The sequence below is a fragment of the Ralstonia sp. UBA689 genome, assembly GCF_002298975.1.
Classification (GTDB): domain Bacteria; phylum Pseudomonadota; class Gammaproteobacteria; order Burkholderiales; family Burkholderiaceae; genus Ralstonia.
The window spans coordinates 36,034-59,362 of sequence record NZ_DBMV01000026.1 but is presented as its reverse complement, the minus strand read 5'-3'; the positions used below and the strand labels follow the sequence as shown (position 1 = coordinate 59,362).

At 61.2% G+C, this 23,329-nt stretch carries 21 protein-coding genes and 4 pseudogenes; 11 read left to right on the top strand and 14 right to left on the bottom strand.

Features of this window, described 5'->3' with window-relative positions; translation table 11 throughout:
- The first annotated feature begins 487 nt into the window (after positions 1-487).
- On the top strand, positions 488-778 hold the full coding sequence (locus B4F51_RS12660; protein WP_296225971.1) for a hypothetical protein: 291 nt from the start codon (positions 488-490) through the stop codon (positions 776-778).
- Positions 779-1,233: 455 nt separating this feature from the next.
- On the opposite strand, the gene B4F51_RS12655 is transcribed toward B4F51_RS12660, so the two are convergent.
- Positions 1,234-1,533 carry a hypothetical protein gene (locus B4F51_RS12655; protein WP_296225969.1) on the bottom strand — a complete coding sequence of 100 codons (300 nt, stop codon included), beginning with the start codon at positions 1,531-1,533 and terminating at the stop codon, positions 1,234-1,236.
- A gap of 307 nt (positions 1,534-1,840) precedes the next feature.
- On the opposite strand from B4F51_RS12655, the gene B4F51_RS12650 reads away from it, so the two are divergent.
- Together B4F51_RS12650 and B4F51_RS12645 are read left to right on the top strand one after the other, a co-directional pair.
- Positions 1,841-2,800: a carbon-nitrogen hydrolase family protein gene (locus B4F51_RS12650; RefSeq protein ID WP_296225966.1), complete on the top strand. Its 960-nt coding sequence runs from the start codon at positions 1,841-1,843 to the stop codon at positions 2,798-2,800.
- Between the two features lie 168 nt (positions 2,801-2,968).
- A complete protein-coding gene (locus B4F51_RS12645) occupies positions 2,969-3,211 on the top strand; it encodes a hypothetical protein (RefSeq protein WP_414706763.1) in 243 nt (80 codons plus the stop codon).
- A 63-nt stretch (positions 3,212-3,274) separates the two neighbouring features.
- Here the strand turns inward: B4F51_RS12645 and B4F51_RS12640 are convergent, their stop codons facing one another.
- Positions 3,275-3,676 (bottom strand): hypothetical protein, encoded by a 402-nt coding sequence (locus B4F51_RS12640; protein WP_296225965.1) that lies wholly within the window; start codon positions 3,674-3,676, stop codon positions 3,275-3,277.
- A gap of 84 nt (positions 3,677-3,760) precedes the next feature.
- Entirely contained in the window at positions 3,761-4,219 is a 459-nt protein-coding gene (locus tag B4F51_RS12635; protein WP_414706762.1) for a hypothetical protein, read from the bottom strand.
- 189 nt (positions 4,220-4,408) lie between these two features.
- On the opposite strand from B4F51_RS12635, the gene B4F51_RS12630 reads away from it, so the two are divergent.
- The gene (locus B4F51_RS12630) at positions 4,409-4,966 is read left to right on the top strand and encodes a sugar O-acetyltransferase (RefSeq protein ID WP_296225962.1); all 558 of its coding nucleotides are present in this window, start codon (positions 4,409-4,411) and stop codon (positions 4,964-4,966) included.
- 25 nt (positions 4,967-4,991) lie between these two features.
- Here B4F51_RS12630 and B4F51_RS12625 read toward each other — a convergent pair whose 3' ends face one another.
- The 3 genes from B4F51_RS12625 to infA all read right to left on the bottom strand — a co-directional run bounded on the left by B4F51_RS12625 (position 4,992) and on the right by infA (position 5,862).
- Positions 4,992-5,204, bottom strand: a complete 213-nt coding sequence (locus B4F51_RS12625; RefSeq protein WP_296225959.1) for a hypothetical protein — start codon at positions 5,202-5,204, stop codon at positions 4,992-4,994.
- 101 nt (positions 5,205-5,305) lie between these two features.
- Positions 5,306-5,560: a translation initiation factor 1 gene (locus B4F51_RS12620; RefSeq protein WP_296225958.1), complete on the bottom strand. Its 255-nt coding sequence runs from the start codon at positions 5,558-5,560 to the stop codon at positions 5,306-5,308.
- Positions 5,561-5,640: 80 nt separating this feature from the next.
- A complete protein-coding gene (gene infA / locus B4F51_RS12615; RefSeq protein WP_296225981.1) occupies positions 5,641-5,862 on the bottom strand; it encodes a translation initiation factor IF-1 in 222 nt (73 codons plus the stop codon).
- 1,000 nt (positions 5,863-6,862) lie between these two features.
- Here infA and B4F51_RS12610 point away from each other — a divergent pair.
- The gene (locus tag B4F51_RS12610; RefSeq protein WP_296225957.1) at positions 6,863-7,066 is read left to right on the top strand and encodes a cold-shock protein; all 204 of its coding nucleotides are present in this window, start codon (positions 6,863-6,865) and stop codon (positions 7,064-7,066) included.
- Positions 7,067-7,146: 80 nt separating this feature from the next.
- On the opposite strand, the gene B4F51_RS12605 is transcribed toward B4F51_RS12610, so the two are convergent.
- Entirely contained in the window at positions 7,147-7,356 is a 210-nt protein-coding gene (locus B4F51_RS12605; RefSeq protein WP_296225978.1) for a transposase, read from the bottom strand.
- A gap of 54 nt (positions 7,357-7,410) precedes the next feature.
- A complete protein-coding gene (locus B4F51_RS12600; RefSeq protein ID WP_414706764.1) occupies positions 7,411-8,682 on the bottom strand; it encodes an IS256 family transposase in 1,272 nt (423 codons plus the stop codon).
- Between the two features lie 57 nt (positions 8,683-8,739).
- Between B4F51_RS12600 and B4F51_RS12595 the strand changes: the two are divergent.
- A pseudogene (locus B4F51_RS12595) lies at positions 8,740-8,879 on the top strand (transposase); the annotation flags it as partial.
- Positions 8,880-8,938: 59 nt separating this feature from the next.
- Here B4F51_RS12595 and B4F51_RS12590 read toward each other — a convergent pair.
- Positions 8,939-9,088, bottom strand: coding sequence for a hypothetical protein (locus B4F51_RS12590; protein ID WP_296225955.1), 150 nt, complete (start codon positions 9,086-9,088; stop codon positions 8,939-8,941).
- Between the two features lie 41 nt (positions 9,089-9,129).
- Positions 9,130-10,115: pseudogene (chrA, locus tag B4F51_RS12585) on the bottom strand (chromate efflux transporter); the annotation flags it as partial.
- A gap of 521 nt (positions 10,116-10,636) precedes the next feature.
- Here chrA and B4F51_RS12580 point away from each other — a divergent pair.
- The 3 genes and pseudogenes from B4F51_RS12580 to B4F51_RS12570 form a co-directional block, all read left to right on the top strand.
- Positions 10,637-12,019 (top strand): hypothetical protein, encoded by a 1,383-nt coding sequence (locus B4F51_RS12580; protein WP_296225954.1) that lies wholly within the window; start codon positions 10,637-10,639, stop codon positions 12,017-12,019.
- Between the two features lie 1,079 nt (positions 12,020-13,098).
- Entirely contained in the window at positions 13,099-16,170 is a 3,072-nt protein-coding gene (locus B4F51_RS12575) for an autotransporter outer membrane beta-barrel domain-containing protein (protein WP_296225953.1), read from the top strand.
- A gap of 138 nt (positions 16,171-16,308) precedes the next feature.
- A pseudogene (locus tag B4F51_RS12570) lies at positions 16,309-16,556 on the top strand (transposase family protein); the annotation flags it as partial.
- 27 nt (positions 16,557-16,583) lie between these two features.
- Here B4F51_RS12570 and B4F51_RS12565 read toward each other — a convergent pair.
- Positions 16,584-17,014, bottom strand: a pseudogene (locus tag B4F51_RS12565) (hypothetical protein).
- A gap of 170 nt (positions 17,015-17,184) precedes the next feature.
- On the opposite strand from B4F51_RS12565, the gene B4F51_RS12560 reads away from it, so the two are divergent.
- The gene (locus tag B4F51_RS12560; protein WP_296225952.1) at positions 17,185-17,688 is read left to right on the top strand and encodes a sugar O-acetyltransferase; all 504 of its coding nucleotides are present in this window, start codon (positions 17,185-17,187) and stop codon (positions 17,686-17,688) included.
- A gap of 8 nt (positions 17,689-17,696) precedes the next feature.
- Here the strand turns inward: B4F51_RS12560 and B4F51_RS12555 are convergent, their stop codons facing one another.
- Positions 17,697-18,566 carry an IS3 family transposase gene (locus B4F51_RS12555; RefSeq protein ID WP_296225975.1) on the bottom strand — a complete coding sequence of 290 codons (870 nt, stop codon included), beginning with the start codon at positions 18,564-18,566 and terminating at the stop codon, positions 17,697-17,699.
- A 432-nt stretch (positions 18,567-18,998) separates the two neighbouring features.
- Here B4F51_RS12555 and B4F51_RS12550 point away from each other — a divergent pair, with 432 nt between their 5' ends.
- Positions 18,999-19,892, top strand: coding sequence for an amino acid ABC transporter substrate-binding protein (locus B4F51_RS12550; protein ID WP_296225951.1), 894 nt, complete (start codon positions 18,999-19,001; stop codon positions 19,890-19,892).
- 147 nt (positions 19,893-20,039) lie between these two features.
- On the opposite strand, the gene B4F51_RS12545 is transcribed toward B4F51_RS12550, so the two are convergent.
- Both B4F51_RS12545 and B4F51_RS12540 read right to left on the bottom strand, forming a co-directional pair.
- A complete protein-coding gene (locus tag B4F51_RS12545; RefSeq protein ID WP_296225950.1) occupies positions 20,040-21,398 on the bottom strand; it encodes a nitrate/sulfonate/bicarbonate ABC transporter ATP-binding protein in 1,359 nt (452 codons plus the stop codon).
- Between the two features lie 32 nt (positions 21,399-21,430).
- Complete coding sequence (locus tag B4F51_RS12540) at positions 21,431-23,200, bottom strand: ABC transporter permease (RefSeq protein ID WP_296225949.1); 1,770 nt, start codon at positions 23,198-23,200, stop codon at positions 21,431-21,433.
- Positions 23,201-23,329 lie beyond the last annotated feature (129 nt).

Below are 23,329 nucleotides of genomic sequence, written 5' to 3'. Positions count from 1 at the left end.
GATCGATTCGTTCGGCCGTCCGCGTGAATCTCAACCCCCGCCTTGAACACGGAAATCCTGACACTCCCCGGCGGCCCGAGCTCTGAGCTCGACACGTCAGGCTTTTTTCTCGGCGGCCCAAGCTCTGAACTCGACGCGTCAGGCTTTTTTCTCGACGGCCCAAGCTCTGAACTCGACGCGTCAGGCTTTTTTCTCGGCAACCGAAGCTCAGAAGCCAATATCCAGAAATCAGAATCCCGCGCGAACTCCCATCGCTATAATTCCTCCCGCTGCCGCACCAACGGCAACCGGGCGTGGAAACCCGACAATGACTCAAGGCGGACAGTTCTGTTCGAGAGCGCTCACGCACGTCCTTTTTATGGCGGGCCGAGCGGAGCAGCCTTCGGGCTGGCTGGCTTCCTTGGGTGTCAGTTTCCACCTCCGCTGTCGGGCCCGCCACCCTCACGTGGAAATGAGCGGCGGGCCTCCAACGACCCAAGGAGGCTTCATGCCAATCGCTTCATACCCATCTCCACCGCCCCGCACCAACTACGAACTCGGCGCACTCGCCGCACGAGAATTCCTGCTCGACAAGCAACTCACCCTGGCCCGTTACCGGCTGTTTCGGCCATCGGAACTACGCGAGGTGCTTGAAAACGATGTCGGCGAGCAGTGCAAGGAATACCGTGCCGGGTTTCTCGATGCCATCGGCGCTTACATCTGTTTGACCCTGGAGGGGAGTCAGCCGGACCCAGCCAACTGGAATCCGCTGACGGTGATGCGGGCACGCAGGCTGTAAGCCGTTCTCAACCTCTCAGATAAGACGAACCACATCCTTACCCTCTCTCGGAGCCGGGCCGGGGGAGGTCCGCACCATTGCTCGCGCCAACGCGCCGACACACGCCAATGCATGCCACTGACTGCGCTGCCTAGGCAACGCCCGTGTCGTGGTTTCTGCTGGTCAACGCCGACTGCGAGTTCCGCATCGTGATGAATGCGGGAGATTTGCAGAAGGCGAGGTTGGTGGGAATGGGGCGAGATGGGGATGAGGGGCATAGGGGCGCGGGCGGCAACGCCTCCTCAATGTGACCGCTTACGATCCGTTCCCGTCGCTCAGCGTCGTGGGGATGAACAGCCACTTCCCGGATGTGCGGGACAGCCCTCTCGTTGCGACGTTGCTGGAACACCTGCCTACCCGCCCTTCAGTCAGTCAAACGCTTGGGCCGGTAGGCACGCTCAACCGACATTTGCCCTTCAGGCCAGCCGGACGACTGTGTCGTGCATGGAACCTTCCGCCCAGATGCCTTGGTACTTGTCGAGTAACGCGGCGTAGTCGCGATCCCCCATCAGTTTTTCGTTGACTTGCTGCATCTTGTCGAGGCTATCGGAATCAAAGTGCCAATGAACGTTGGGGCCGCCGAATTGTTCGGCACCGAAGCGCATGTTGAGTGAATAGCTTTTGTTGAGGTGGGCGGTAACCTCCGCAGCAAATGCCAATGCCGACGGCAGCACCGCTGCATTCTTGACGGTAGCGGTGCGGATGAATCTGTACATGATTGCTCTCCTGTCAACGTGTATAGAACCGATGCGGCATGCCCGCGGCAGAGCATCCTTCGCTTTGGCGGACTCCGCCCAGCTCATGTTAGAAGGCGGGTTTACGCTCGCTTTGCGATGGCTCAAGAATGGCGCCCAAGTTGAGCTGCCGTCACACTTTCGCCGGACTCCATTGGTCCGACTTTCTCGTGCGGTTGCAGCTTGTGGGGCGAGATCAGGTCGACGCAGGCGACGCGCGAACGTCCGCTTCACGCCGATAACCCACTGAATTGGATTTTGGCCCCCATGTCGGAAGCGGAGCGCGGTGATGTCGTTAGAACGTCTGGTGGATTGCGAAGGTGAGTGGCCGGAGGCGGCCAGTCAAGCTGCAACCAGCCCCGCCACAAATCATGGCTCGAACTTTACGGATGCCATCGCAACGACGCCCGGCCGCGCGCGAGTTGTAGCTGGATCGAAGCAAGTCCTTGATACTTCAAGACACCCAAGCAAACCACCAACCCAATCCGTCATGGCCGCGTTCACCATCGCCGCTGCGCAGTCCACATCCAAAGCAGGAGACATCGAAGCCAATGTGGCGCGTCACCTGACCTTCCTCCGGTTCGCTGCGAAACACGGCGTCAGGTTCTTGGTATTCCCGGAGCTGTCTCTGACGGGATACGAGCGAGAGCTTGGCCGCCAACTCGCGATGGAACCGCAAGACCAGCGACTTCTTCCGCTGTTGGCCGAGGCACAGCGGCTGAGGGTCACCGTCGTTGTCGGGGCGCCCCTGAGGCGAGAAGGCCGGTCCGATGTATGGATCGGCGCGTTGACGCTTGGCGCCGACGGAGAAATACACGCGCACACCAAGCAGCATTTGCATCCTGGTGAAGACCTTGTGTTTTCTGCTGGAAGCGGAGGCCCGCCGATGATCATCGATGGTCAGTCCATTGCGTTGGCGATCTGCGCCGATTTTTCGCATGCCAGCCATGCGGCAAGCGCAGCCGATTCGGGAGTGCGGGTCTATGCGGCGAGCGCGCTCATTACCGACAACGGTTACCCGCGTGATACCGGACTTTTGGCCGGCTACGCAGCCAAACACAAGATGGCCGTGTTGATGGCCAACCATGGTGGTGCGACCGGTGGCTGGGAGCCAGCTGGTCGCAGTGCAATTTGGGCAGAGGGGGGTGAGTTGACGGTTGCTGCGCCAGGGGCCGGCGATATGCTCGTTACCGCGACGATGGGAGCGAATGGTTGGACGGGCGCAGTAATCGCTATCGGAGACGACTAGCCAAGCTCACATGAGCGAACGGACTTACGGCCATCGAATTTTTCGCCGCGCGCTGATCGAGCCCCGATCGGCGTACCCATGGCAGTTACGATTGGTTGCACATCGGTACACGGTTTCATTGGCACCTCCCTACAATCGATGGAACCTAGAACCAGAAGGATAAAACACATGACCCGAGCACAATGGATGGCGGCAGGCGTAATCGGCCTGCTGTGTACGGTTTCGCTGTCGGCACAGGCCAAGGGCGGCAACGCGGGCGGCGGTTCTGCCGCACACATGAGCAGCCAGGGCATGGCCAATACCAATGGCCATGAATCCGCCGACCGCGACAAGGGCCGGGCCCGCGCCGCCGACCGTGCGCACGAGCACGGCAAGTCGACGCAGCACATGCACACGGGCAAGCGCAAATAAGCACTGCCGACGCATGAAGAAAAAGCCGGTCTGCGTGACCGGCTTTTTTTGTTGGTGCTGTGCTCAAGTGCTCAGCAATTGGCCCTTCTTGGCCTGCCCCGACGGGCAGAAACACGCGCGCTCTGCGGCGATCACGATCTGTGCTCGCCGCACTTCTGCCTCGAGATTGATGGTTTTCGAATGGCACAGCGTCACGGTCGCATTGGCGTTGGACAGCATGAGCGCCATTGGCTTGCCGAGAATCGGGCTGCGCCCCACGATCACGGCTCGCTTGCCGGATACGTCAATCTCGTAGTGCGAAAGCAGGTGCATGATTCCCGCTGGGGTGGCAGACCCGAATGCGGAGCCACCGAGCGCCATCAGCCTAAAACCGTGGCTGGTCACCCCATCGACGTCCTTTGCAGTGGCGATGCAATCGAAGCAGGCGCGTTCGTCAACGTGAGCCGGAACCGGATGCTGGAGCAAGATGCCGTGCCCATCATGTCAGGAAGCTTGATCTAACCTTTGGATTGGCGCCAATTCGCGTGACTGGGGCCAACGCCCACCCAATCATCCGCGCATTCGCAACAGATCAGCGTACGAGACCAGCTTGCGTTTCCCTGCACCAAGCGTCTTTCGCTTCGACGTCGAGCGGCCCGGTTTGCTGCGCTCGAACTTGGCGGCGGCGCGTGCGTCTTCTTTTGCGTGGATGCCTGCGGCCTTGGCTTCTGCCTTCAGCCGCTCGGCTTCCAGCCGGGCAGCAACACGTTCCTCCCGGGCAACATCGTGCGCGGCCGACATGATTTCGGCCTTGAGTTGATCGCGCCGTTGCTTGGCGGCGGCACGGGCGGCCTGCAATTGCGCCTTCCTCTGCTTGAGCCAGTCTTTTCTGTTCACCGGCGCAGGTCTGGCCTCTGGGGGCACGCTCAGGCGTAACGCCCTGCTGATGGCGGATTTCTCGGCTAGATGTGTGCGTCGCGCGTTCTGTTTCGTATCAGTCACGGTGCATCGCCCTCCGCAACAGCACATCCGTGCTACCCATGCGCCACAGTTGATGGATGTCTATGGTCATTTCGCCAACCTACCATACGACTCCATGCCGCGCTTGCAGTGGGGGCTAACGAGCAAAGGTATCCTCGGCGGCTCTCTGCTCCTGACGCAGTGGGGAAATGAGGGATCATTCCGAACCTGTGGCCAGCATAGAGACTGAAACATCAGATGACCAAAGATGATCACGCCAAGATAGTCCGGGGGCGGACGCCAGAATCCGCGAAGATGGTGGCCAATGTCAAAAGAGCGGGGGTACTCACTGCCGCACTTAACCGTTTGACGTTCAACGATGCTGACGAAGTGCGTGCCGTGTTCAGCGAACTCATCGGTCAGCCGGTCGACCCGAGCTTTGTGCTGATTCCTCCGTTCTATACCGCTGGCGGAGACGAAATTCGCGTAGGGCGGAATGTCTTTATCAACCAGAACTGCACCTTCTACGACCTGGGCGGCCTCCACATCGGAGACGACGTGATGATCGGGCCGAATGTCAGCATCATCACGACGAGCCATCCGCTGGAGCCTTCGCAGCGCCGATCCGTCACCATCGGAAAGCCCATCGTGATTGAGCGAAACGTCTGGATCGCTGCGGGTGCAACGATTGTCGGTGGCGTGACGGTGGGGGAAAACTCAGTGGTCGCTGCGGGCGCGGTCGTCACCAAGGACGTTCCCTCGAATAGCCTCGTCGGAGGAAACCCGGCGCGGTTCATTCGGTCGATCGATGGTTAACGCAAACACCTCGAAGACTGGGCGCCTACTGCTCAAGCGACCACCCTTGGTTATCCACGTTTTTTTCGTCGCGGTAGATCCACCGTGCACCGCAGGTCGGGCATGCGAACGTGCTCACCGTAACGGCAAGCGCCGTAGACGACTTGAGGCGTTGCGTGTCGGTGATTCTTAGCAAAGCATGGCCTGGCGCGCCGCGCTTATGGACTTCGATGGCAAGGCAAGCTGAGCAAAGTGTCATGCCAAACTTTCTCTCAAAAGATGTGAGCCCATGGTGGCGCGCTGGCTTCTGGATAAGCCGCAGCGTCGGGTAAAGGTTCGTTCAGTTGTACTGCTTCCAGACTACACGCCAAAGACAGGGGCGCCGTACTGCAACAGCAATTGCTCGATCTGGCTCATGTCATCCGTGTGGGGTGTCCGGTCTTCCGTGACGCGCGACGGGCCACCGTACACGGCCGCCACATGCCGGCGTACCGTCAGCACTTGATTGGCCGGCGGCGCGACAACAACTGCGGCGCCCGGCTCGTGCCGGTAGCTGCCATCCTTCCAGCCCTCGGGTGTCAGATGCAATTCTTCCCATTCATCGCAGGCAGACATGGTGATTTCCTTTTCGTTGGATTCTGGTTGAGTGGTGCCACTGCCGACGGAGTCACCCCACGTCAGGCAGCTTGCGCGGTTCAATTCTTGTGGCGATAGTTGATCCGACCCTTCGTCAGGTCATAGGGCGACATCTCCAGCGTGACCCGGTCACCCGCGAGGATGCGTATGCGGTGCCTCTTCATGCGGCCCGATGAATAGGCCCAGATCTGGGCGCCATTCTCCAGAACTACGCGAAAGCGATTGTCTGGCAGCACTTCGGCAACTTGGCCGCCGAATTCCACGAGTTCTTCTTTAGCCAAGTTGGGCTCCTGCCGCGGCGCTATGGGCCGCACGATGTGGTTGGGGGCGGCAAGCAACTTGCCGGGAGGGGAGTCGCGCGATGGCAACCCTTCCTGCGCGCTGGGCCGCACGCCTTGCGAGTGCTTCCGTGCGATGTACATCGGCGCGCATCGAGACGTTGGCGAGGATGTGTTCCATGCCGTCCCGGTACTCACTGATGAGGTAGGTGGCGAACCAGACGCCTGGTTCTTGTTCAATCGGGTACACGGACACCGTGTATGGGGAGTTGACTTGATTCAATACGCTGCAATGTTTCGGACGATCTCTCAACGCAGGTGTGGTGCAGGCATGCAAGCCACTTCCGGCTGGTGAGTTACGTCACGATGGGGTAAGGCCAATGCCTACGCGCATGCATTCAGGCAAGGCGCGAGCGATTGGCGACGAAGTGACCGGACTTGCGTAGGCTGGCATGCCTAGTACATGCACGCCGCGTACGGAGCGGACGGGCCGCCGGTCAGGTAGGTAATGGGCTGTGTGGCCCAGGGAGATTCGGGTGTACGCCCGACGGGTGACCGATGCTGTATCGCTTCTTGTGTTCGGCACCCGGCCCGATCAATGCGAAGAAAGGGCAAAGGTCGCGTATGGTAGCAGCTTCTGGCAGTCGCCGCTTGCGGCAAGCCGGAGTGACTCGGCGCAGGGCCCGGCCATCGTGTGGTGGAAGGCAGCCATGGGGAGGATGCGAACCTTCCCTGTGCGCGGCGGTTGCGATCCATGGGCGACATGGAAGGACTACGATGCGCGCCGGCAGTCATATCGATGCATTGAATCCGGTTTTCGATTCGATATTCATTGACACGACACCGCAATACCTGTAGAACCCGTCTCGCAGGATCTTCAAGCAGTTACTCCGATGTTCTGGGTTGTCACGCCAAGTGGCGGCTCCTTTGCTCCATGTTTCTTCCTTGATTGTCGTGCCTGATGAGCACAGGCTCATTCAGAAAACTTTTGAGGATATCCAACATGGAAACCGGCACAGTAAAGTGGTTCAACGACTCCAAGGGCTTTGGCTTTATCACCCCTGACGCAGGCGGCAACGACCTGTTCGCTCATTTCTCTGAAGTCCAGGGCAATGGATTCAAGTCCCTGCAGGAGGGGCAGAAGGTTCGTTATGTCGTAGGCATGGGCCAGAAGGGCCCCACCGCGACCAAGATCGAATCGATCTGATCGATCGGGTCTGCCAGGAAGAAACCCCGCCACGCGGTAATGCCGTTCAGTTAAGACTTGAACGGCATTTTTGTTTTGGTTCATCGGACTTTCGTGTGGGTCACGCCAGCGGGATATAGGTTGAGACCGCCGCAATGGAAATAGACGGCGATCTTGAAGTGGTCCGGATTTCGATAGCCGCAAGCGCGCTTCTGGACTGTGGCGATCTTGGAGTTCAAGCCCTCGGCAACGGCGTTGGTGATGCGATGGGCAAAGAAGGTCAACACGTTGGGCAAGTGGCGCGCGATCAGCTTGGCGGCCTGAGCCTGTCCGCATTTTTGTGGGCGAGGCGGTTAAAGAGATCATTACCCGCGCGCCATCGTGAACCGGTCGCCGAACAGGATAGCAAACTGGTTCATGGCCGATTTCCAGTCGAAGGCCGCCCGCACGGACTTGGCCAGCACATTGCGCAGCGCCAGCCAGAGCAGCTTGATGGCGGCCTCGTCATTGGGGAAGTGACCGCGCGTCTTGATGACCTTGCGTAGCTGGATGCTCAGACTTTCAATCGCATTGGTCGTGTAGATGACCCGCCGAATCTCTGGCGCAAACGCAAAGAACGGCGTGACGTGCTCCCAGGCACGCTGCCAGGAATGCACGATGGTCGGATACTTGGCGCCCCAGGGGCCGTCGGCAAAGGCCTGCAGCGCTTGCTGGGCTGCCTCAACGCTTGCCGCCGTGTAGATCGGACGCAGCGCCTGGGCGATGGCTTTACGATCCTTCCAGCTCGCGTATTCCAGACTGTTGCGAATCAGATGCACGATGCAGGTCTGCACCGTCGTCCTCGGATAGGCCGTGCCGATCGCCTCGGCCAGCCCCTTCAGACCATCGACCACGGCGATCAAGATGTCCTGACAGCCGCGTGCCTTGAGCTCGTTGAACACCTTGAGCCAGAACTTGGCGCCTTCGGTCTGCTCGATCCACAGGCCCAGCACGTCGCGCTGGCCGTCGGCCTGGATGCCTAGGGCCAGGTACACCGCCTTGTTGCTGACCACGCCGTCATCGCGAATCTTGACCCGCAAGGCATCAAAGAACACCACGGGGTACATGACTTCGAGCGGGCGGCTCTGCCAAACCAACGCCTCGGCCATCACGTCATCGGTGACCGAGCTGATGAAGTCGGGCGAGACTTCGGTGCCGTAGCTCTCGGCAAGGAAGGCTTGAATCTCGCGCACGCTCATGCCTCGTGCGTACATGGCGATGATGCGCTCGTCGAAGCCGGTGAAGCGACGCTCATGCTTGGGGATCAGGATCGGCGCGAAGCTGCCGTCTCGGTCTCGCGGCACCTCGACCCGGACCGGGCCGCGATCGGTGATGACCGTCTTGCCGCTGGCACCGTTGCGTTCGTTGTCTTGACCAGGCGGTTTGGGCTGACCCGGCTGATAGCCCAGGTGCAGATTCATCTCGGCGCCCATCGCGCGTTCGATGAGCGCTTTGTTGAACGCCAGCATCAGGTCCTGCTCCTCGCCCGGTGTCATCGGCCCCTTGACCAACTCGTCCAACAGTTCCTTGGGCAGTTCAGGCAACGGCCCTCGCGCCGCTGCCTGCGACGCCAACGTGCGTTTCTTCTTCATCGGCATATCCATCACTTCTACTCCTCATGATATGCCTCGCACACAAAATCTCGGATAGGCCCCCGCCACCCCATCAATACCAGCGTCGTCGAAGGGTATCAACAACACCATCAAGGTCATCAAACGCCGCGCTTACGGGTACCGCGACGAGGAATATTTGTTCCTCAAAACCCGCGCCGCGTTCCCCCGGTATTCCGCGATGAACCAGAAGAAGCCGGTCACGCAGACCGGCTTCTTGTTGCGCGAGCGCTAAGTCGAAGGCTCAGCAATTGCCCTTCTTCGCCTGTCCCGGCGGGCAAAAGCCGTTACCCGGGCCGCCTTGCGGGCGCGCCACCGGGCCATCGTCGGGCAGATAGACGCAACCGCCCAGCAGCGACGCACCCAAAGACAGGATGAGGATGATGTTCTTCATTGTGTTGTGAGGGGGCGGGCTTCGCCCCTTTTTCTCTCTGGTTAGAAACTGAAGTTGACGCCGGTCTGGTTGCCGGCCGAGACGTTGACCGCATTGCTGTGCGTGGTGCCCGATGCACTGGTAGCCTGCGCCGAAGCCACAATCATCGGCTCGAGCAGCTTCTTGAACCGCACCAGAAGCAGCACCGTGGCCACGGCCAAAAGCGCCGTCGACACATTGACGATGAAGCGCTTAGCCAGCACGATCACCGCGCCGGTAATGGCGCCCACGGCCGCTGCTGTTACTCCATCGACAAAGGCTTGGATGGCGGGCAGCTTGCCGCACTTCTTGAAGTACGGCGTCGGCAGGATGATGAACAGGTAGCACGGCAAAAACGTGCCAAGAGCGGCCACGCACGCGCCAGGCAGGCCCGCCACCAGGTAGCCGACAAAGCCAACGGTGATGACCACCGGGCCGGGCGTGATCATCGCCACGGCCACAGCGTCGACGAACTGCCTTTCGTTGAGCCGGTGGTGCTCCGTGACCACGCCGCCGTAGAGAAACGGCACGATGGCGAACCCCGAGCCGAATACGAATGCGCCGGCCTTGGCGAAGAACGGGCCAAGCTGCGAAAGCAGGAGCGAATCGATCGTGCCGAGCAAGCCGCTAGCCGCCGCGACGGGCGCGACAGCAACCACATTCATGCGGCCCTGGCGCAGCCACCTGGGCGGCGCGCGCCAGAACCACACCAGAACGCCGGCCGCCAGGAACAGCCACGCCACCTCGGACTCAGTAACGACCGCCACCTCCGCCAGCAACAGGTAGACGGCCCACAGCAGCTTGTCCTTGCCGACGCTCTTGTGGTGGTGAGCTTGTGCGCGCTGATGGCGATGATGCCGATCGCTGCCGCGCCCACGCCGGAGAACACCGATTGCATTCACGTCAGCCCGCCAAAGCACACATAAGCCCAGCCCAGCGCCACCACCATGAGGAACGAAGGCAGCAAGAAGGCAATGCCGACCAGCGTGGCGCCGACGATGCGGTAGTGCCCTCCTCATCCTGAACGGCACCTGCTGCAGTTGGCCGGCAACCTGGGTGTGTCCGCAACGCGCGCCATCAGCATCGCCGATGGCGGCGGCACCATCGCCGTCGCGTTACATCCAAGACGCGCTGAGTTCCGGTGACAAGATGAGGATCACAGAGGAAACACTCGTCACGGGAAAATGGCGCAAGCACGTCCACGATCAACAGACATGAAACACACCTGCCCGCGCCATCCGCTGTGCATTGCTAGCTTGCTGCTCGCCGCGTAAAACATCCACGCCGTTGAAGACCCCATGCGAGGTGGGGGACTTCGCTTTGCGCAAAAGAACCCATAGCCAAACATTGGGCATTGAGCACTGCCATTGTGCTAAATTGTTAATGTATTTTTGCAATTACGCATCAAAATAGATAACAACTACTTTCTGCATTTTTTAAAAACCACTTAAGCTTGCGGTATTCGCCTTTCAAAGACGACTGGCATGATCTTTGCGGATCGTCATTCAACTTTCACAGAAGGGGGATGACATGCCTGATCGCAAGGCCGCTTTACAAGACACCGCTAACACGGCGAACAAACGTAGAACGCTTTTAAAAACGGGGCTCATGTTGTCGTTGGGCGGCACTGGTTTGCTAACCGCTTGCGGCGGCGGCGGCGACGACCCAACCGATCAGGCGGCGCTTGACTCCGTACCGCTGACCCCGGCACCCACGGCGCCAATCCCCGTCCCGGCACCGCCGGTTGAAGGCGTGACCACCAAGCCCGTCGAACAGAACGTGGTGAGGTTTGCGCGCATTCTGAATCTGCAAACTCCGACCTACCAGCCACCGAGCAATCAGCGCGAAGCCGACGAAGACATCCAAACCTATGTCACACGCGCACTCAATGCCAAATTTGATCTGCTCAAGAACACATTAACGCAAGGTTTGGAGGCAAAGACCGAATCTTCGGATATCACCTATTTCGTGGTTCCGGAGTTTTACTGGAACGTGCACTGGGACGCCGTGAAGAACGAAGCAGAATTGAAGGCTTTCTCTGCCTTGTGTGTCACGCAGGTGCAACAGCATGTGCGCAATCTCATTGCGCTGTTCCCTCGTGAGAAGTTCGGCAAGCTGGCCTTGTTGCCAGGCACGACTCAGGTCGTCAAGAAGCAGCTCGACGATGCGGCGCCCCCCGCCCCGGCCTCCGGTGTTGCGTCCGCCATCAAAGATAAGGACCTTCCTGCGTATGAGGCATTGAACTATGTGCTGGTGATCGATAACTTCAGCAAGAGCAACCCGGATGGAAGCCGTCCGATCTCAATATGGCCAAAGCGCAATGTCTCGGGTATCGACTTTGACACGTACAAGCGTACAACGGTGTCCAAGGGCTTGAGGCAGTACTGGAAAGTCAATTTAGGGGCGTTCAGCATTTTGGTGTTGCAGAAATCCGGGACCACCGCGGCTTACTATGCGCAGGGCAAACGGTTCACGGGGTTCGATAACGACCCATTGGGTGGAGTGCCATTCGGGATTGACGTGTGCCTGGACTACGCTTTGGCCTACACGGATAATGAGTATCTGCGGATGGGACAGATTGAGGACACCAACTACATCCTCGACTTCTTGATTGCCTGCGGCATGAACTGGAACCCGAAGCACAAATACCTGCCGTCGGTCCAGTACGTCATCCGGAACGACGGGATGGGCAACGGGCAGTGTGAGATATACGCCTTGGGGTCGCCGGCCTCGCGCAACGGCATCAGTGCGCGGGAGAAGACCATAAAGATCGATCAAAAGGCGATCGTCGCCCTTGACAGTAGCATCCTGTACGACTCTCGCATCGAGATTCATCCGCTGTGGCAAGACCCTGTTCAACGGCCAGTGCCTACAGAACCGTTGCCTTCACCTATCGAGCCACCACGGGCATGAGTGGCGCTGGTACCGGTGGTCTTCCCGCGGTGCTAGTACGAAGCGCAGGTATCGCCCGCTGTTGAACACGTTTTGTGGCGCCGCCCCGCGCCCGGACTGCGCGGGGCGGCAGGCGTATACGCGTGCTTCGTCGACCGCCACTGCCCGATGCCGCTCCTGCCCCGCGATATCGCTCCGTAGGCGGCCGACACGCTAGCCATTGGCGCCTTCCCGAGCGGCCCACGCCATCTATCCATCACACGGATCTTTTCGGGCATTCGGGTGTGCGAGCGGTGGCTCGGGTTCCGCGCGTTCTATTAAGTCTTTCAGTTTGCTTTGTGTCGTGGCGGTCAGATTGCGGCAGTTCCCCGTTTCTTAAGGTTGCACGTACGACGGCTTTTCTCATCATTGAATTGGGACCGCAGTTTTCTGTGCCACACCGCGCGCGGCTCCAGCACGCGATTCGCACCATGAGAGCGTGCCGGGTCAATGGCAAACGGCGCATGGCAGCGCGCTCCATGTTTACCTATTGGCCGAGATAAATCTGTGCAGACGTCGCGAGCACAGCTGATTATTAAATGACGAAGGCATTTACATTCGTTTTAAATTTCAGGTGAATCCCATTCCTAGAATCGCTCTCGTCTGCACTGCTTCGAACACCACAGTTTGATCGGCGCAGTACGGGGCAGTTGCTCTCGGCAACAAATCGCCCGGCTTTGCTTCGCCAAAGAACCTGGCGTTGCGACACAGCGCTGGCGAGAGGCTCATCTGCCTAACTGGAAGTGGGACTTAACCATCATCAGCAAAAAAGGGGGAGTCTGCGCAAACTGCGCTACGTCGGTCCGGGAAACAGGCGTAGCAGCTTCTAATGCGGTGCGCGCGGACGCAAACGTATGGGTACACCATTCTTTCATCGCCGCCGCGGGCGGCTTCACGTCGTCACCATCGCTCTGGTCGCATCGCCGTTTGCCTTGTTTGGGGCGCTCGCGCATGCAAACTGCACAACCACCGGGCAAACCACCGTCTGCGATGCAACATCGCCAAACCCATTTACCTCGACGGTCGGCACTGGGGACAAGGCGTCCGAGGACAACCGCGTCGTGATCGTGCGAACGGGCAGCACGTTGAGGGTGGGCGACACGAGCGCCATTGCGGTACGCGACAACGCCAGGATCACGGTGCAATCGGGCGCTACAGTCAGCGCAAGCGCGACAACCACGGATGGCTTTTACGGACTCGGCGGCAATACCATCGACTTCCGCAACAACAGCACGCTTACTGTGCAGCGGGGCGGACAAGTGCTTGCCACTGGCACACAGGATGTTGCGGAGGCGCTCAACCCGCTGGGCACGGGCAACACCATCATCAACGACGGTCTGATCCGCTCAGCCAGCACCTCCGCCATCTGGTTTGAGACCGAAACCGGCACAAACACCATCTTCAACAATGCAACGGGGGTCATTCAGACCGATGTGGCCAACGGCCACGCAATCGGTGCGGAGACTGACGGGTCGATCCATTTCACCAATCGGGGCAAGGTTGTCGGGGCTGTGTACTTTGCCAACAGGGATGACGCCTTGCACCTCTATACCGGCTCGTCCATCAGCGGCAGCATCACCGGGGGCGACGGCGCCAACCTCATTACCCTGAACGGCACAGGCAACGCCACGCTCGGCATCGTTAGCGATTTCCAAACCTTGCAAAAGCAGGACAGTGGCACGTGGACGTTGCCCGAGAACCTGGTCATCATGGGCGTGACCAGCGCAAAAGTGCAGCAGGGCACGTTGATCCTCCAGGACAACAATGGTGAGTACACCGGCACGATGCAGGTGGATGCTGGCGCCACGCTGCAAGGCGATGCGTTGAGCGTGACGAAGGCCGTAACGAACAATGGTCTGGTGCGCTTCCAGCAGGATGTGGATGGCAGATATACCGGCCAGATCGTCGGTGCAGGTGCGGTGGAGAAGACCGGCACCGGCACGCTGACGCTGGGCGCGGGCAACACGCATGGAGGCGGCACGACCATCACGCAGGGCACGCTGGCCATTAACGCCGACAGCGCCCTTGGCGACACATCGGGCGCGCTAACGCTCAACGGCGGTACGCTGCAATTGGCCAGCAACGTGGACGTGGCCGCAACGCGCGCCATCAGCATCGCCGAAGGCGGCGGCACTATCGACACACAGGGCTATACATCGACCGTCGCACAGCGGATGACTGGGGCTGGTTCACTCACCAAGGCGGGCAACGGCACACTCGTCCTGGCGGCAGACAACGCGTATCAACGCGATACCACCATCGCCGCCGGGACACTGCAATTGGGCAAAGGGGGCACCTCGGGCAGCGTGGCGAGCAATGTCACCAACAACGGCATGCTGGTATTCAACCGCTCTGACGTGTTCACCTTCGGAGGCGCTATCTCCGGCACTGGCGGCATCACGCAGGCCGGTACGGGCACGACCGTGCTGACTGCCAACAACGCGATCCAGGGCGATGCGTTGGTTGCCAGCGGGGCGCTGGCTATCGGCGACGCGGCGCACGCCGATGCCGCACTCGGCGTGTCAGGCACCCATGCGCCGCAGAGCTTGCGGACGATGGCCGCCGGCAGCGGCGGCAATGTCCAGATCGCAGCCAACGCCTCGCTGGGCGGCTACGGCACCGTGAACGGCGCCGTCACCAACAGCGGCACGGTGGCCGTGGCCGATGCGCTGGCAGCGTTTGCCACCGGGGGCAGCGGCAGCCTGACGATCAACGGGTCACTGAACAACGCAGGCATGGTGCAGATTGGTGGCGCGGGCGTCGGCAACAAGCTGGTGGTCAACGGCAACTACGTTGGCAATGGCGGCGTGCTGGCCATCAACACCCAGCTGGGCGCCGACAACTCGCCGACCGACAAGCTTGTCATCTCGGGTGGCACGGCGAGCGGCAATACGGCGGTGCACGTCACCAATGCCGGCGGTGCCGGCGCGAAGACGACGGGCGATGGCATTGAAGTTGTCAGCGCCATCAACGGCGCGACCACGCAAGCCAATGCCTTCGCGCTCGCACACCGTGTCGTGGCTGGCCCGTATGAGTACACGCTGCAACGCGGTGGCTCGGCCAGCGCGGATAGCTGGTATCTGCGGGCTCTGCAGACCGCGACCCAAGCCACGGGCACCGACATCACGGACACGGGTACCACCCAGCCAGCGCTGCGTCCGGAGGTATCGCTCTACACCGCCATTCCGTCGCTGACGTTGCTGTACGGCCGCACGCTGCTTGATACGCTGCACGAACGCGTGGGCGAAGAGAGCAACCAAGCCACGGGACCGGCAGGGACGTCCCCCGTGCTGCGCACCGGCTGGGCACGCGTGATCGCGCAGAAGGGCAGCCGCATGTCGGATGGCAATGGCATCTACGGCAACCAGGGCCCGGCGTTCAGCTATGACTTCGGTGGCGTGCAGGTCGGTGCCGATGTCTACCAGCGCCAGCGCGAAGACGGCAGCCGCGACCACGCCGGCGGCTACTTTGCGGCCGGCCGCATTGCCGCAGACGTGACGCACGCCGATGGCGCAGACGCCGGCCGCGACACCGTCAACGCCAACACGGTTGGCCTGTACTGGACGCACTTTGGCCCATCGGGCTGGTATCTGGATGGCGTGGTGCAGGGCACGCGCTACGACGCCGATGCCTCGCCGCATGGCGTGAACGGTTTGAAGACGCATGCGCTCAGCTATGCAGCGTCGCTCGAGGCGGGCTACCCGATCGCGTTGTCGCCGCAATGGCGAGTCGAGCCGCAAGCGCAAATCGTGTATCAGCGTGCCGCGTTTGCCGATGCCAACGACGGTGCCGCCGATGTGCACTTCAACTCGGTGAACTCGATGCTCGGCCGCCTGGGCGTACGGGTGAGCAAGCGCTGGGGCGAATCGCCGGAGCGTCAGCACACCGCCTGGGTGCACGCCAACGTATGGCACGAGTTCCGCGGCCAGACGGGCACCCAGATGTCGTCGCCGGACGGTGGCTTCGTGCCGTTCACGTCGCAACTGCCGAGCACGACGCTGGAGCTGATGGGCGGCCTCACGGCCCAGGTGGCGAAGAACGGCGTGTTCTATGCCAGCCTAGGCTACCAGATCAGCGCTGACCGTCGCCTGCATGGGGTGAACGGCAAGGCGGGGGTGCGTTGGGGGTGGTGATGGGACATCGCTGGTCCAGCCCGTGAACAACAAGAGCCGCATCAAGCGGCTCTTTTTTTGTTCTTCGTAGGAAACCGTGGAGCGTTCGGTAGCAATTGCGTAACCTGAGGCCCGATTTGATGGGGGCAGGAGGCGGAATTGCTCGATCGCAAGGCACATCAGGCGCTGGGTTGCTGGACTGGCTATCGGCTGGAACAAGTGGAATGGCCGGAAGGCGTAAGCCATACGCCGTCGCTCTGTATCTGAAGCCGGTGATGAGCAAAGTGATGCACTGTGAGCAATGCGGGGCGCGTTGCTCACATATCCATGAGACGACGGTTCGGCGGGTGCGAGACATGCCGCTGTTCGAGTATCGGGTCGTGCTGCACGTGCCGCGCCGGCGGGTCTGAACCGGTCGCCGAACCTCCACCAGATCACCAGCGCATTCGCAGCAGATCAGCGTACGAGATCAGTTTGCGTTTTCCCGTACCGAGCGTCTTTCGCTTCGACGTTGGGCGGCTTGGTTTGCTGCGCTCGAACTTGGCGGCAGCGCGCGCGTCTTCCTTTGCGTGAACGCTTGCGGCTTTGGCTTCTGCCTTCAGGCGTTCTGCTTCCAGCCGGGCGGCAACGCGTTCTTCTCGGGCAACATCCTGCGCGGCCGACATGATTTCGGCCTTGAGTTGATCGCGCCTTTGCTTGGCAGCGGCACGGGCGGCCTGCAATTGCGCTTTTTCTGCTTGAGCCAGTCTTTTCTGCTCACCGGTGCAGGCCTGGCCTCTGGCGGCACGCTCAGACGCAACGCCCTGCTGAGGGCGACTTTCTCGGTTAGCAGCGCGCGGCGCGCGTCCCATTTCGCATCACTCACGGTGCGTTACGCTCCCCAACGGCACATCAGTGCCACCAATGCACCACAGTTGGTAGGTGTCCATGATCCTCATCTCGCGAACCTATCATAGGACTCCATGCAGCGCTCGGGTGGAGGCCATCGGACAATGGCATCCTCCAGCGCAATGTGGATAGATACAACAACCCCAAATGACCCAAGATGATCGCACCACGATAGTCCGCGGGCGAACGCCCGAATCAGCGAAGATGGTGGCCAATGTCAAAAGAGCGGGGGCGCTCACCGCCGCGCTTAACCGTTTGACGTTCAACGATGCCGACGAAGTGCGTGCCGTGTTCAGCGAACTCATCGGCCAGCCGGTAGACGCGAGCTTTGTACTGATTCCTCCGTTCTTTACCGCCGGCGGAGACGAAATTCGCGTAGGGCGCAATGTCTTCATCAACCAGAACTGCACCTTCTACGACTTGGGTGGACGCCACATCGCAGACGACGTGATGATCGGGCCGAATGTCAGCATCATCACAACGGGCCATCCCCTGGAGCCTTCGCAGCGCCGATCCGTCACCGTCGGAAAGCGCATCGTGATTGAGCGAAACGTCTGGATCGCGGCGGGCGCGGTCGTCACCAAGGACGTTCCTCCGAATAGCCTGGTCGGAGGGAACCCGGCGCGGTGCATTCGTTCGATAGCGGGTTAGCCTTTCGATCAGGTGTGCCTTCGCGTCCTGATCGTGCGTTGTGCGAACCTGGTGTACGAAGCGCAGGTAGAGTCCGAGGTTAGAAACTCTTTCTTCTCATATACCAGTGCGAACTGCGCCGGGGTCAGGTAGCCAAGCGAACGATGAGGCCGCTCGGTGTTGTACTCGATACGCCATTCCTCAATCAGCTGCCTGGTGTGGCGCATTGAGACGATCCAGTGCTCATTCAGGCATTCATCGCGGAACCGCCCGTTGAAGCTCTCAATGTAGGCGTTCTCCACTGGCTTGCCTGGCCTGATGAACGACAGCGTGACGCCCGCTTCGCAGGCCCATGCATCCAGCACCTTACCAGCGAACTCCGGACCGTTATCCACCGTGATGGACACGGTCAAGCCCCGCATCTCCTTCAGCAGTTCCAGCACTAGCTTGACCCGTAAGCCCGGCAACGAGGTGTTAACCTCGATGACCAGGCACTCGCGCGTGTAATCGTCGATCACATTCAGGCATCGAAACCGCCGACCGTAGGCCAGCCCGTCGGAAACGAAGTCCATCGACCAGCTCTGGTTCGGGCCGGTTGGCAGCGACAGCGACTTGCGTTCGACGGCAGCAATGCGCTTGCGTCGCCGCTTGCGCACGCTCAGCCCCGCCTTGCTGTACAGGCGCCAGATGCGCTTGTGGTTGGCCAGCCAGCCCTCCCGTTGCAACAGCACGTGAATCCGGCGATAGCCGTAGCGGCGCTTCTGCGCAGCGATGGCCATCATCCGACCAGTCAGCGCTTCATCGTCAATTCGGCGGCGCGATTCGTAGTGGAACAGCGAGCGCGAAATCCCTACCGGCCCGCAGGCCCGGGTGACACCATAGCGCGTTCGGTCATCAATATCTGGACCGTTTCACGCTTGGCCTGCGGGCTTGCTACTTTCGGGACAGCAGGTCCTAATCTGCTCTTCGGTAAATCGCTTCTTCATGACCGCTCCTCTTCGAAACGGACTCTACATCGTCAGCGTACTAATCTCCGGGGGCAGGTCACATCAACCTCTTCGCGCAACGATAAGGCGCCGACAGCTACGACCAGGCCGTGAGGCGCTCTCGGCCTGTTCCTTTTCGTGCGCGGCAGGGTCATGCCGACGCGCTACATGTGCTCATACACCCGCCGCACCGGCCCTGAAGGGCCACCGGTCGGATGGTCGCGCCGCTTCATAGCGGTTGACCTGGCTCAATGACGGGATCGGAATAGCGCCTAGAGTCAGAACAGGGGTTTGTAGCCGCGACAAGCCTACAGCGCGCGCGGGACGTTTCCACGGAGAAGAAAAATGAAGCCGATTTGCACAATCGCCTCTGCCCTCATCGTGGCTGGCCTTTCGGTCGGGATGGCAGGTGTACATGCTCAAACGCTGGAAAAGGTCGCTGCGACGGACAAGATCACGGTCGGCTATCGCGAGGCGGCCGTTCCGTTCAGCTACTTGCTCGGCCCGCATAAAGCCGTTGGCTTTTCCGTCGACCTGACGCAAGCCATCGTTGACGATGTGCGCAGCCGGTTGAAGAAGCCGTTTCTCAAGGTCGACTACCTCCCCGTGACCGGACAGAATCGCATTCCGCTGCTGGTCAACGGAACGTACGATTTGGAGTGCGGATCGACCACCAATACCAGCGCGCGCGGCAAGGAGGTGGCCTTCTCGATCAACTTCTTCTACGCAGGCACGCGTCTGCTGACCAAGCGGGATTCCGGCATCAGCAGCTACGCAGACCTGTCGAAGAAAACGGTCGCCAGCACTGCCGGCAGCACGAACGAAAAGGTGCTGCGAAAATACGCCGCCGACCACAACATCGATGTCCAGATCGTCTTCGGCAAGGACTACGCGGAGGCCATGCAGCTCGTGGAAAGCGGTCGCGCGTCGGCATTGGCCTTGGACGACGTGCTGGAGTTCGGCATGCGTGCCAATTCGACAAACCCCGCTTCGCTTGAAATCGTGGGAGATACCTTGCAGGTGGAGCCGTATGCCTGCATGGTCCGCAAGGACGACGCGGAGTTTAAGAAGCTTGTAGATGGAACCCTCACGCGGCTCATGAAATCCGGAGAATTTACGGGGCTCTACAAAAAGTGGTTTGAATCGCCCATTCCGCCAGCCGGTGCGAACCTGAATATGCCGATGAGCGAGGCACTGCGGGCGAATCTGAGGGCCCGTAGCGATAAGCCGGCGCAGTAGTGCTTCTGCGCGGATTCCGGCAGTGGATGGTCGCCGCCGTATCGGCAGGCGGGCGCGTCACCACATCGCAAGAGATCAAAGCCCCAACATGAAAAGAGCCGCACAGCGCGGCTCTTCTTTCTGGCGGTCAGCGCCGCCGGGGCGGCCTTATGCGGCAGCCGATCCGTCCCCACCTTCCGCTTCACGCTCTTCCCGTTCCTCCCGCTCCTCGCGCGGCAGGGTCAGCATGCCGGTGTTGTACACATACTCGTACACCTCGCCGTAACGGCCCCATTCAATGCCGATCTTGAGCACGCGCTCGGCTTCTTCGGGCTTGAGGTAGGCCTCCAGCTCGCGCAGAACCTGCTCTTCGCGGATCTCGCCGTCTTCATTGGCGTCCAGTTCGGTGCGGATGTGCGAGGCGAGGGCCACCTGTTCGAGCAGCTTTTGGCCGAACAGCACCTTGCGTTCGGGCGGCTCGGTTTCCATGTAGGTCTTGCCGAACGGGGTGACGATGATGTCGCCACGCTCGATGGTGGCCAGTTGCAGCAGGGCCAGCGCCTCGCAGGCAGGCAGCAGATCGTCGTCGGTCACGCCGGCTTCTTCGGCCAGGTGCGGCAGGTCGGCGCGGCCGTTGAACGGGGCTTCCACCAGCAGGTCCAGAATGGCCTCCATCTGGCCGATCTCGGCTTCCGGCAGGCGGTAGGCCAGTTGCTGCGCAGCGGATTCGGCGCCCACGTGCACGCCCACGCGCTCGGGCGAGGTCATCAGGCCGTACACCTCGTCGATGAGGTTGCGCACGGCGGCGGAATCGCGGTTGCGCGGGCGCGCGAAAGGCACACGCACTTCGGCGCGGATGCGCCCCGGATCGCTGGAGAGGATGACGATGCGGTCGGCCATCATCACCGCCTCTTCAATGTTGTGCGAGACGATGAGGATGCTCTTGATATTGGTGCGGCGGTCTTCCCACAGGTCGAGCATTTCGTCGCGCAGGTTCTCGCCGGTCAACACGTCCAGCGCGGAGAACGCTTCGTCCATCAGCAGCAGGTCAGGCTCGGTGACGAGCGCGCGCGCAATGCCCACGCGCTGGCGCATGCCGCCCGAGAGTTCGCGCGGCAGGGCGCTGTTGAAGCCCGACAGGCCGATCAGGTCGATGGCCTGCTCGGCGCGTTCTTCGCGCTCAGCCTTGGGTACCCCTTGCGCTTCCAGGCCCAGCTCAACGTTCTGCTGCACGGTCAGCCACGGAAATAGCGCGAACGACTGAAACACCATCGCAATGCCCTGCACGGGGCCGGAATATTCACGGCCGCGGAACAGCACCTGGCCGCGGTCTGCACGCACGAGGCCCGCCATGATGCGCAGCAGGGTCGATTTGCCCGAGCCCGATTTGCCCAGCATGGCGACGATCTCGCCCTGGCGCAGGTTGAGGTCCACGCCTTCAAGCACGGCGCGGTCGGTGTGGTCTGCCGTGCGGAAGATCTTCGAGACGCCGCGCAATTCGATGACGGATTCGCCGATGGTGCCCATGATGTGTTCTCTGCTGAAAAGTCGTCTTCGTCTTACAGGCGGGTGCGCTCTTGCGCAATCTGGTACAGCCGGTTCCACAGCAGCCGGTTGAAACCGACCACGAACAAGCTCATCACGACAATGCCCAGCGCAATGCGCGGGAAGTCACCCTTCGATGTCATCTCGGCGATGTAGCTGCCCAGGCCTGTGGCGACCAGCGTGCGGTCACCCCACGTCACGTATTCGGAGACGATGCTGGCGTTCCACGACCCGCCGGCGGCCGTCACCAGGCCCGTGAGCAGGTTGGGGAATACCGCCGGGATCAGGAAGCGCTTCCACATCAACCAGCCGCGCAGGCCGAAGTTGCGGGCGGCCAGGCGCAGTTCCATGGGGATGCCCGACGCACCGGCAATCACATTGAAGAGGATGTACCACTGCGTCCCAAAAATCATCAGCGGCGACAGCCACACGTCCGGGTTGAGCGAGAAGCGTGCGATGAACATCACCACCAGCGGGAACATCAGGTTGGCCGGGAATGCCGCCAGGAACTGCGCCACCGGCTGGGCAATACGCGCTACGTTGGGGTTCAGGCCGATGCGGATGCCGATCGGCACCCAGATCACCGCAGCCAGGGCAATCAGCAGCAGCACGCGCGTCATGGTCAGCACGCCCAGCCAGACCACACGGCCGACCTCGGCCCAGCCCACCTCGGAACGCACGAACTGCAGGATGTGCCAGACCGCCGCCAGCGCGGCCAGCAGGATGATCACGTCGGCCACACGGTTGGACCAGCGGAAGCGGGCGAAGCCGTTGCTGTTGGAGGCCGTAGGCCGCGTGCGCTCGGCGCCCCAGGCCAGCGTGCGCTCGGCCAGCGCGGCGGTGCGCTCAAGCAGCGCCTTGACCCATTCGGAGCGGCGCAGCAGGTCCAGCAGCCACGATTGCGGTTCGCGCTCGGACGACATCGCGTCGAAGCGGAAGCGGTCTGCCCAGGCAATCAGCGGGCGGAACAGAAGCTGGTCATACAGCAGGATGCCGATCAGCATGGCCAGGATGGCCCAGCCGATGGCCGGCAGGTTCTGCTGGGCGATCGCCAGCGAGATGTACGAGCCGATGCCCGGCAGCTTGATGTCGTGGCCCGACACCGAGATGGCCTCGGAGGCCACCACGAAGAACCAGCCGCCCGACATCGACATCATCATGTTCCACAGTAGGCCCGGCATGGCAAACGGCACTTCCAGGCGCCAGAAACGCTGCCATTTGGACAGGCGGAACACCGTGGCCGCCTCTTCCAGGTCAGTCGGGATGGTGCGGAACGATTGGTACAGCGAGAACGCCATGTTCCACGCCTGCGACGTGAAGATGGCGAAGATGGCCGCGCACTCCACGCCCACCAGGTTGCCCGGGAACAGCGCGATGAAGCCCGTGACGGTAATCGACAGGAAACCCAGCACCGGAATCGATTGCAGGATATCCAGCGCCGGCACCATCACTTTCTCGGCCGTGCGGTTTCTGGACGCAATGGCCGCAAACGCAAAGGAGAACGCCAGCGACGCGCCCAACGCCAGCAGCATGCGGATACTGGTGCGCAGCAGGTAGTAGGGCAGTTGGGCCACGTCCAGGCTCACATCCAACTGCTCGCCCGGCGTGTAGGGCACGTTCATCTGCTTGGCGGCAAAGGCCACCAGCACGATGGCCGCCAGGATGATGGGCAGCAGCGCCAGGTCGAAGCGATTGGGCGGCGCCGTCAACAGGCTGCCGAAGTTGACCCCAAGGTTGGTACCAAAGCGGCCCCGGATGGTGGTTTCGTTGTCGTTTTGCTGCATCGTGGATAACCGGGACAGAACGCTTGCGAAAATCGCGCCGTCGAGGTCAAGGCGCGGTACGTGGCGTGGATGGCCGAGAGAGGCGCTTGGCACCTGGCGGCAAGCCGCCTAGTTTACCTTGCGTAGCGC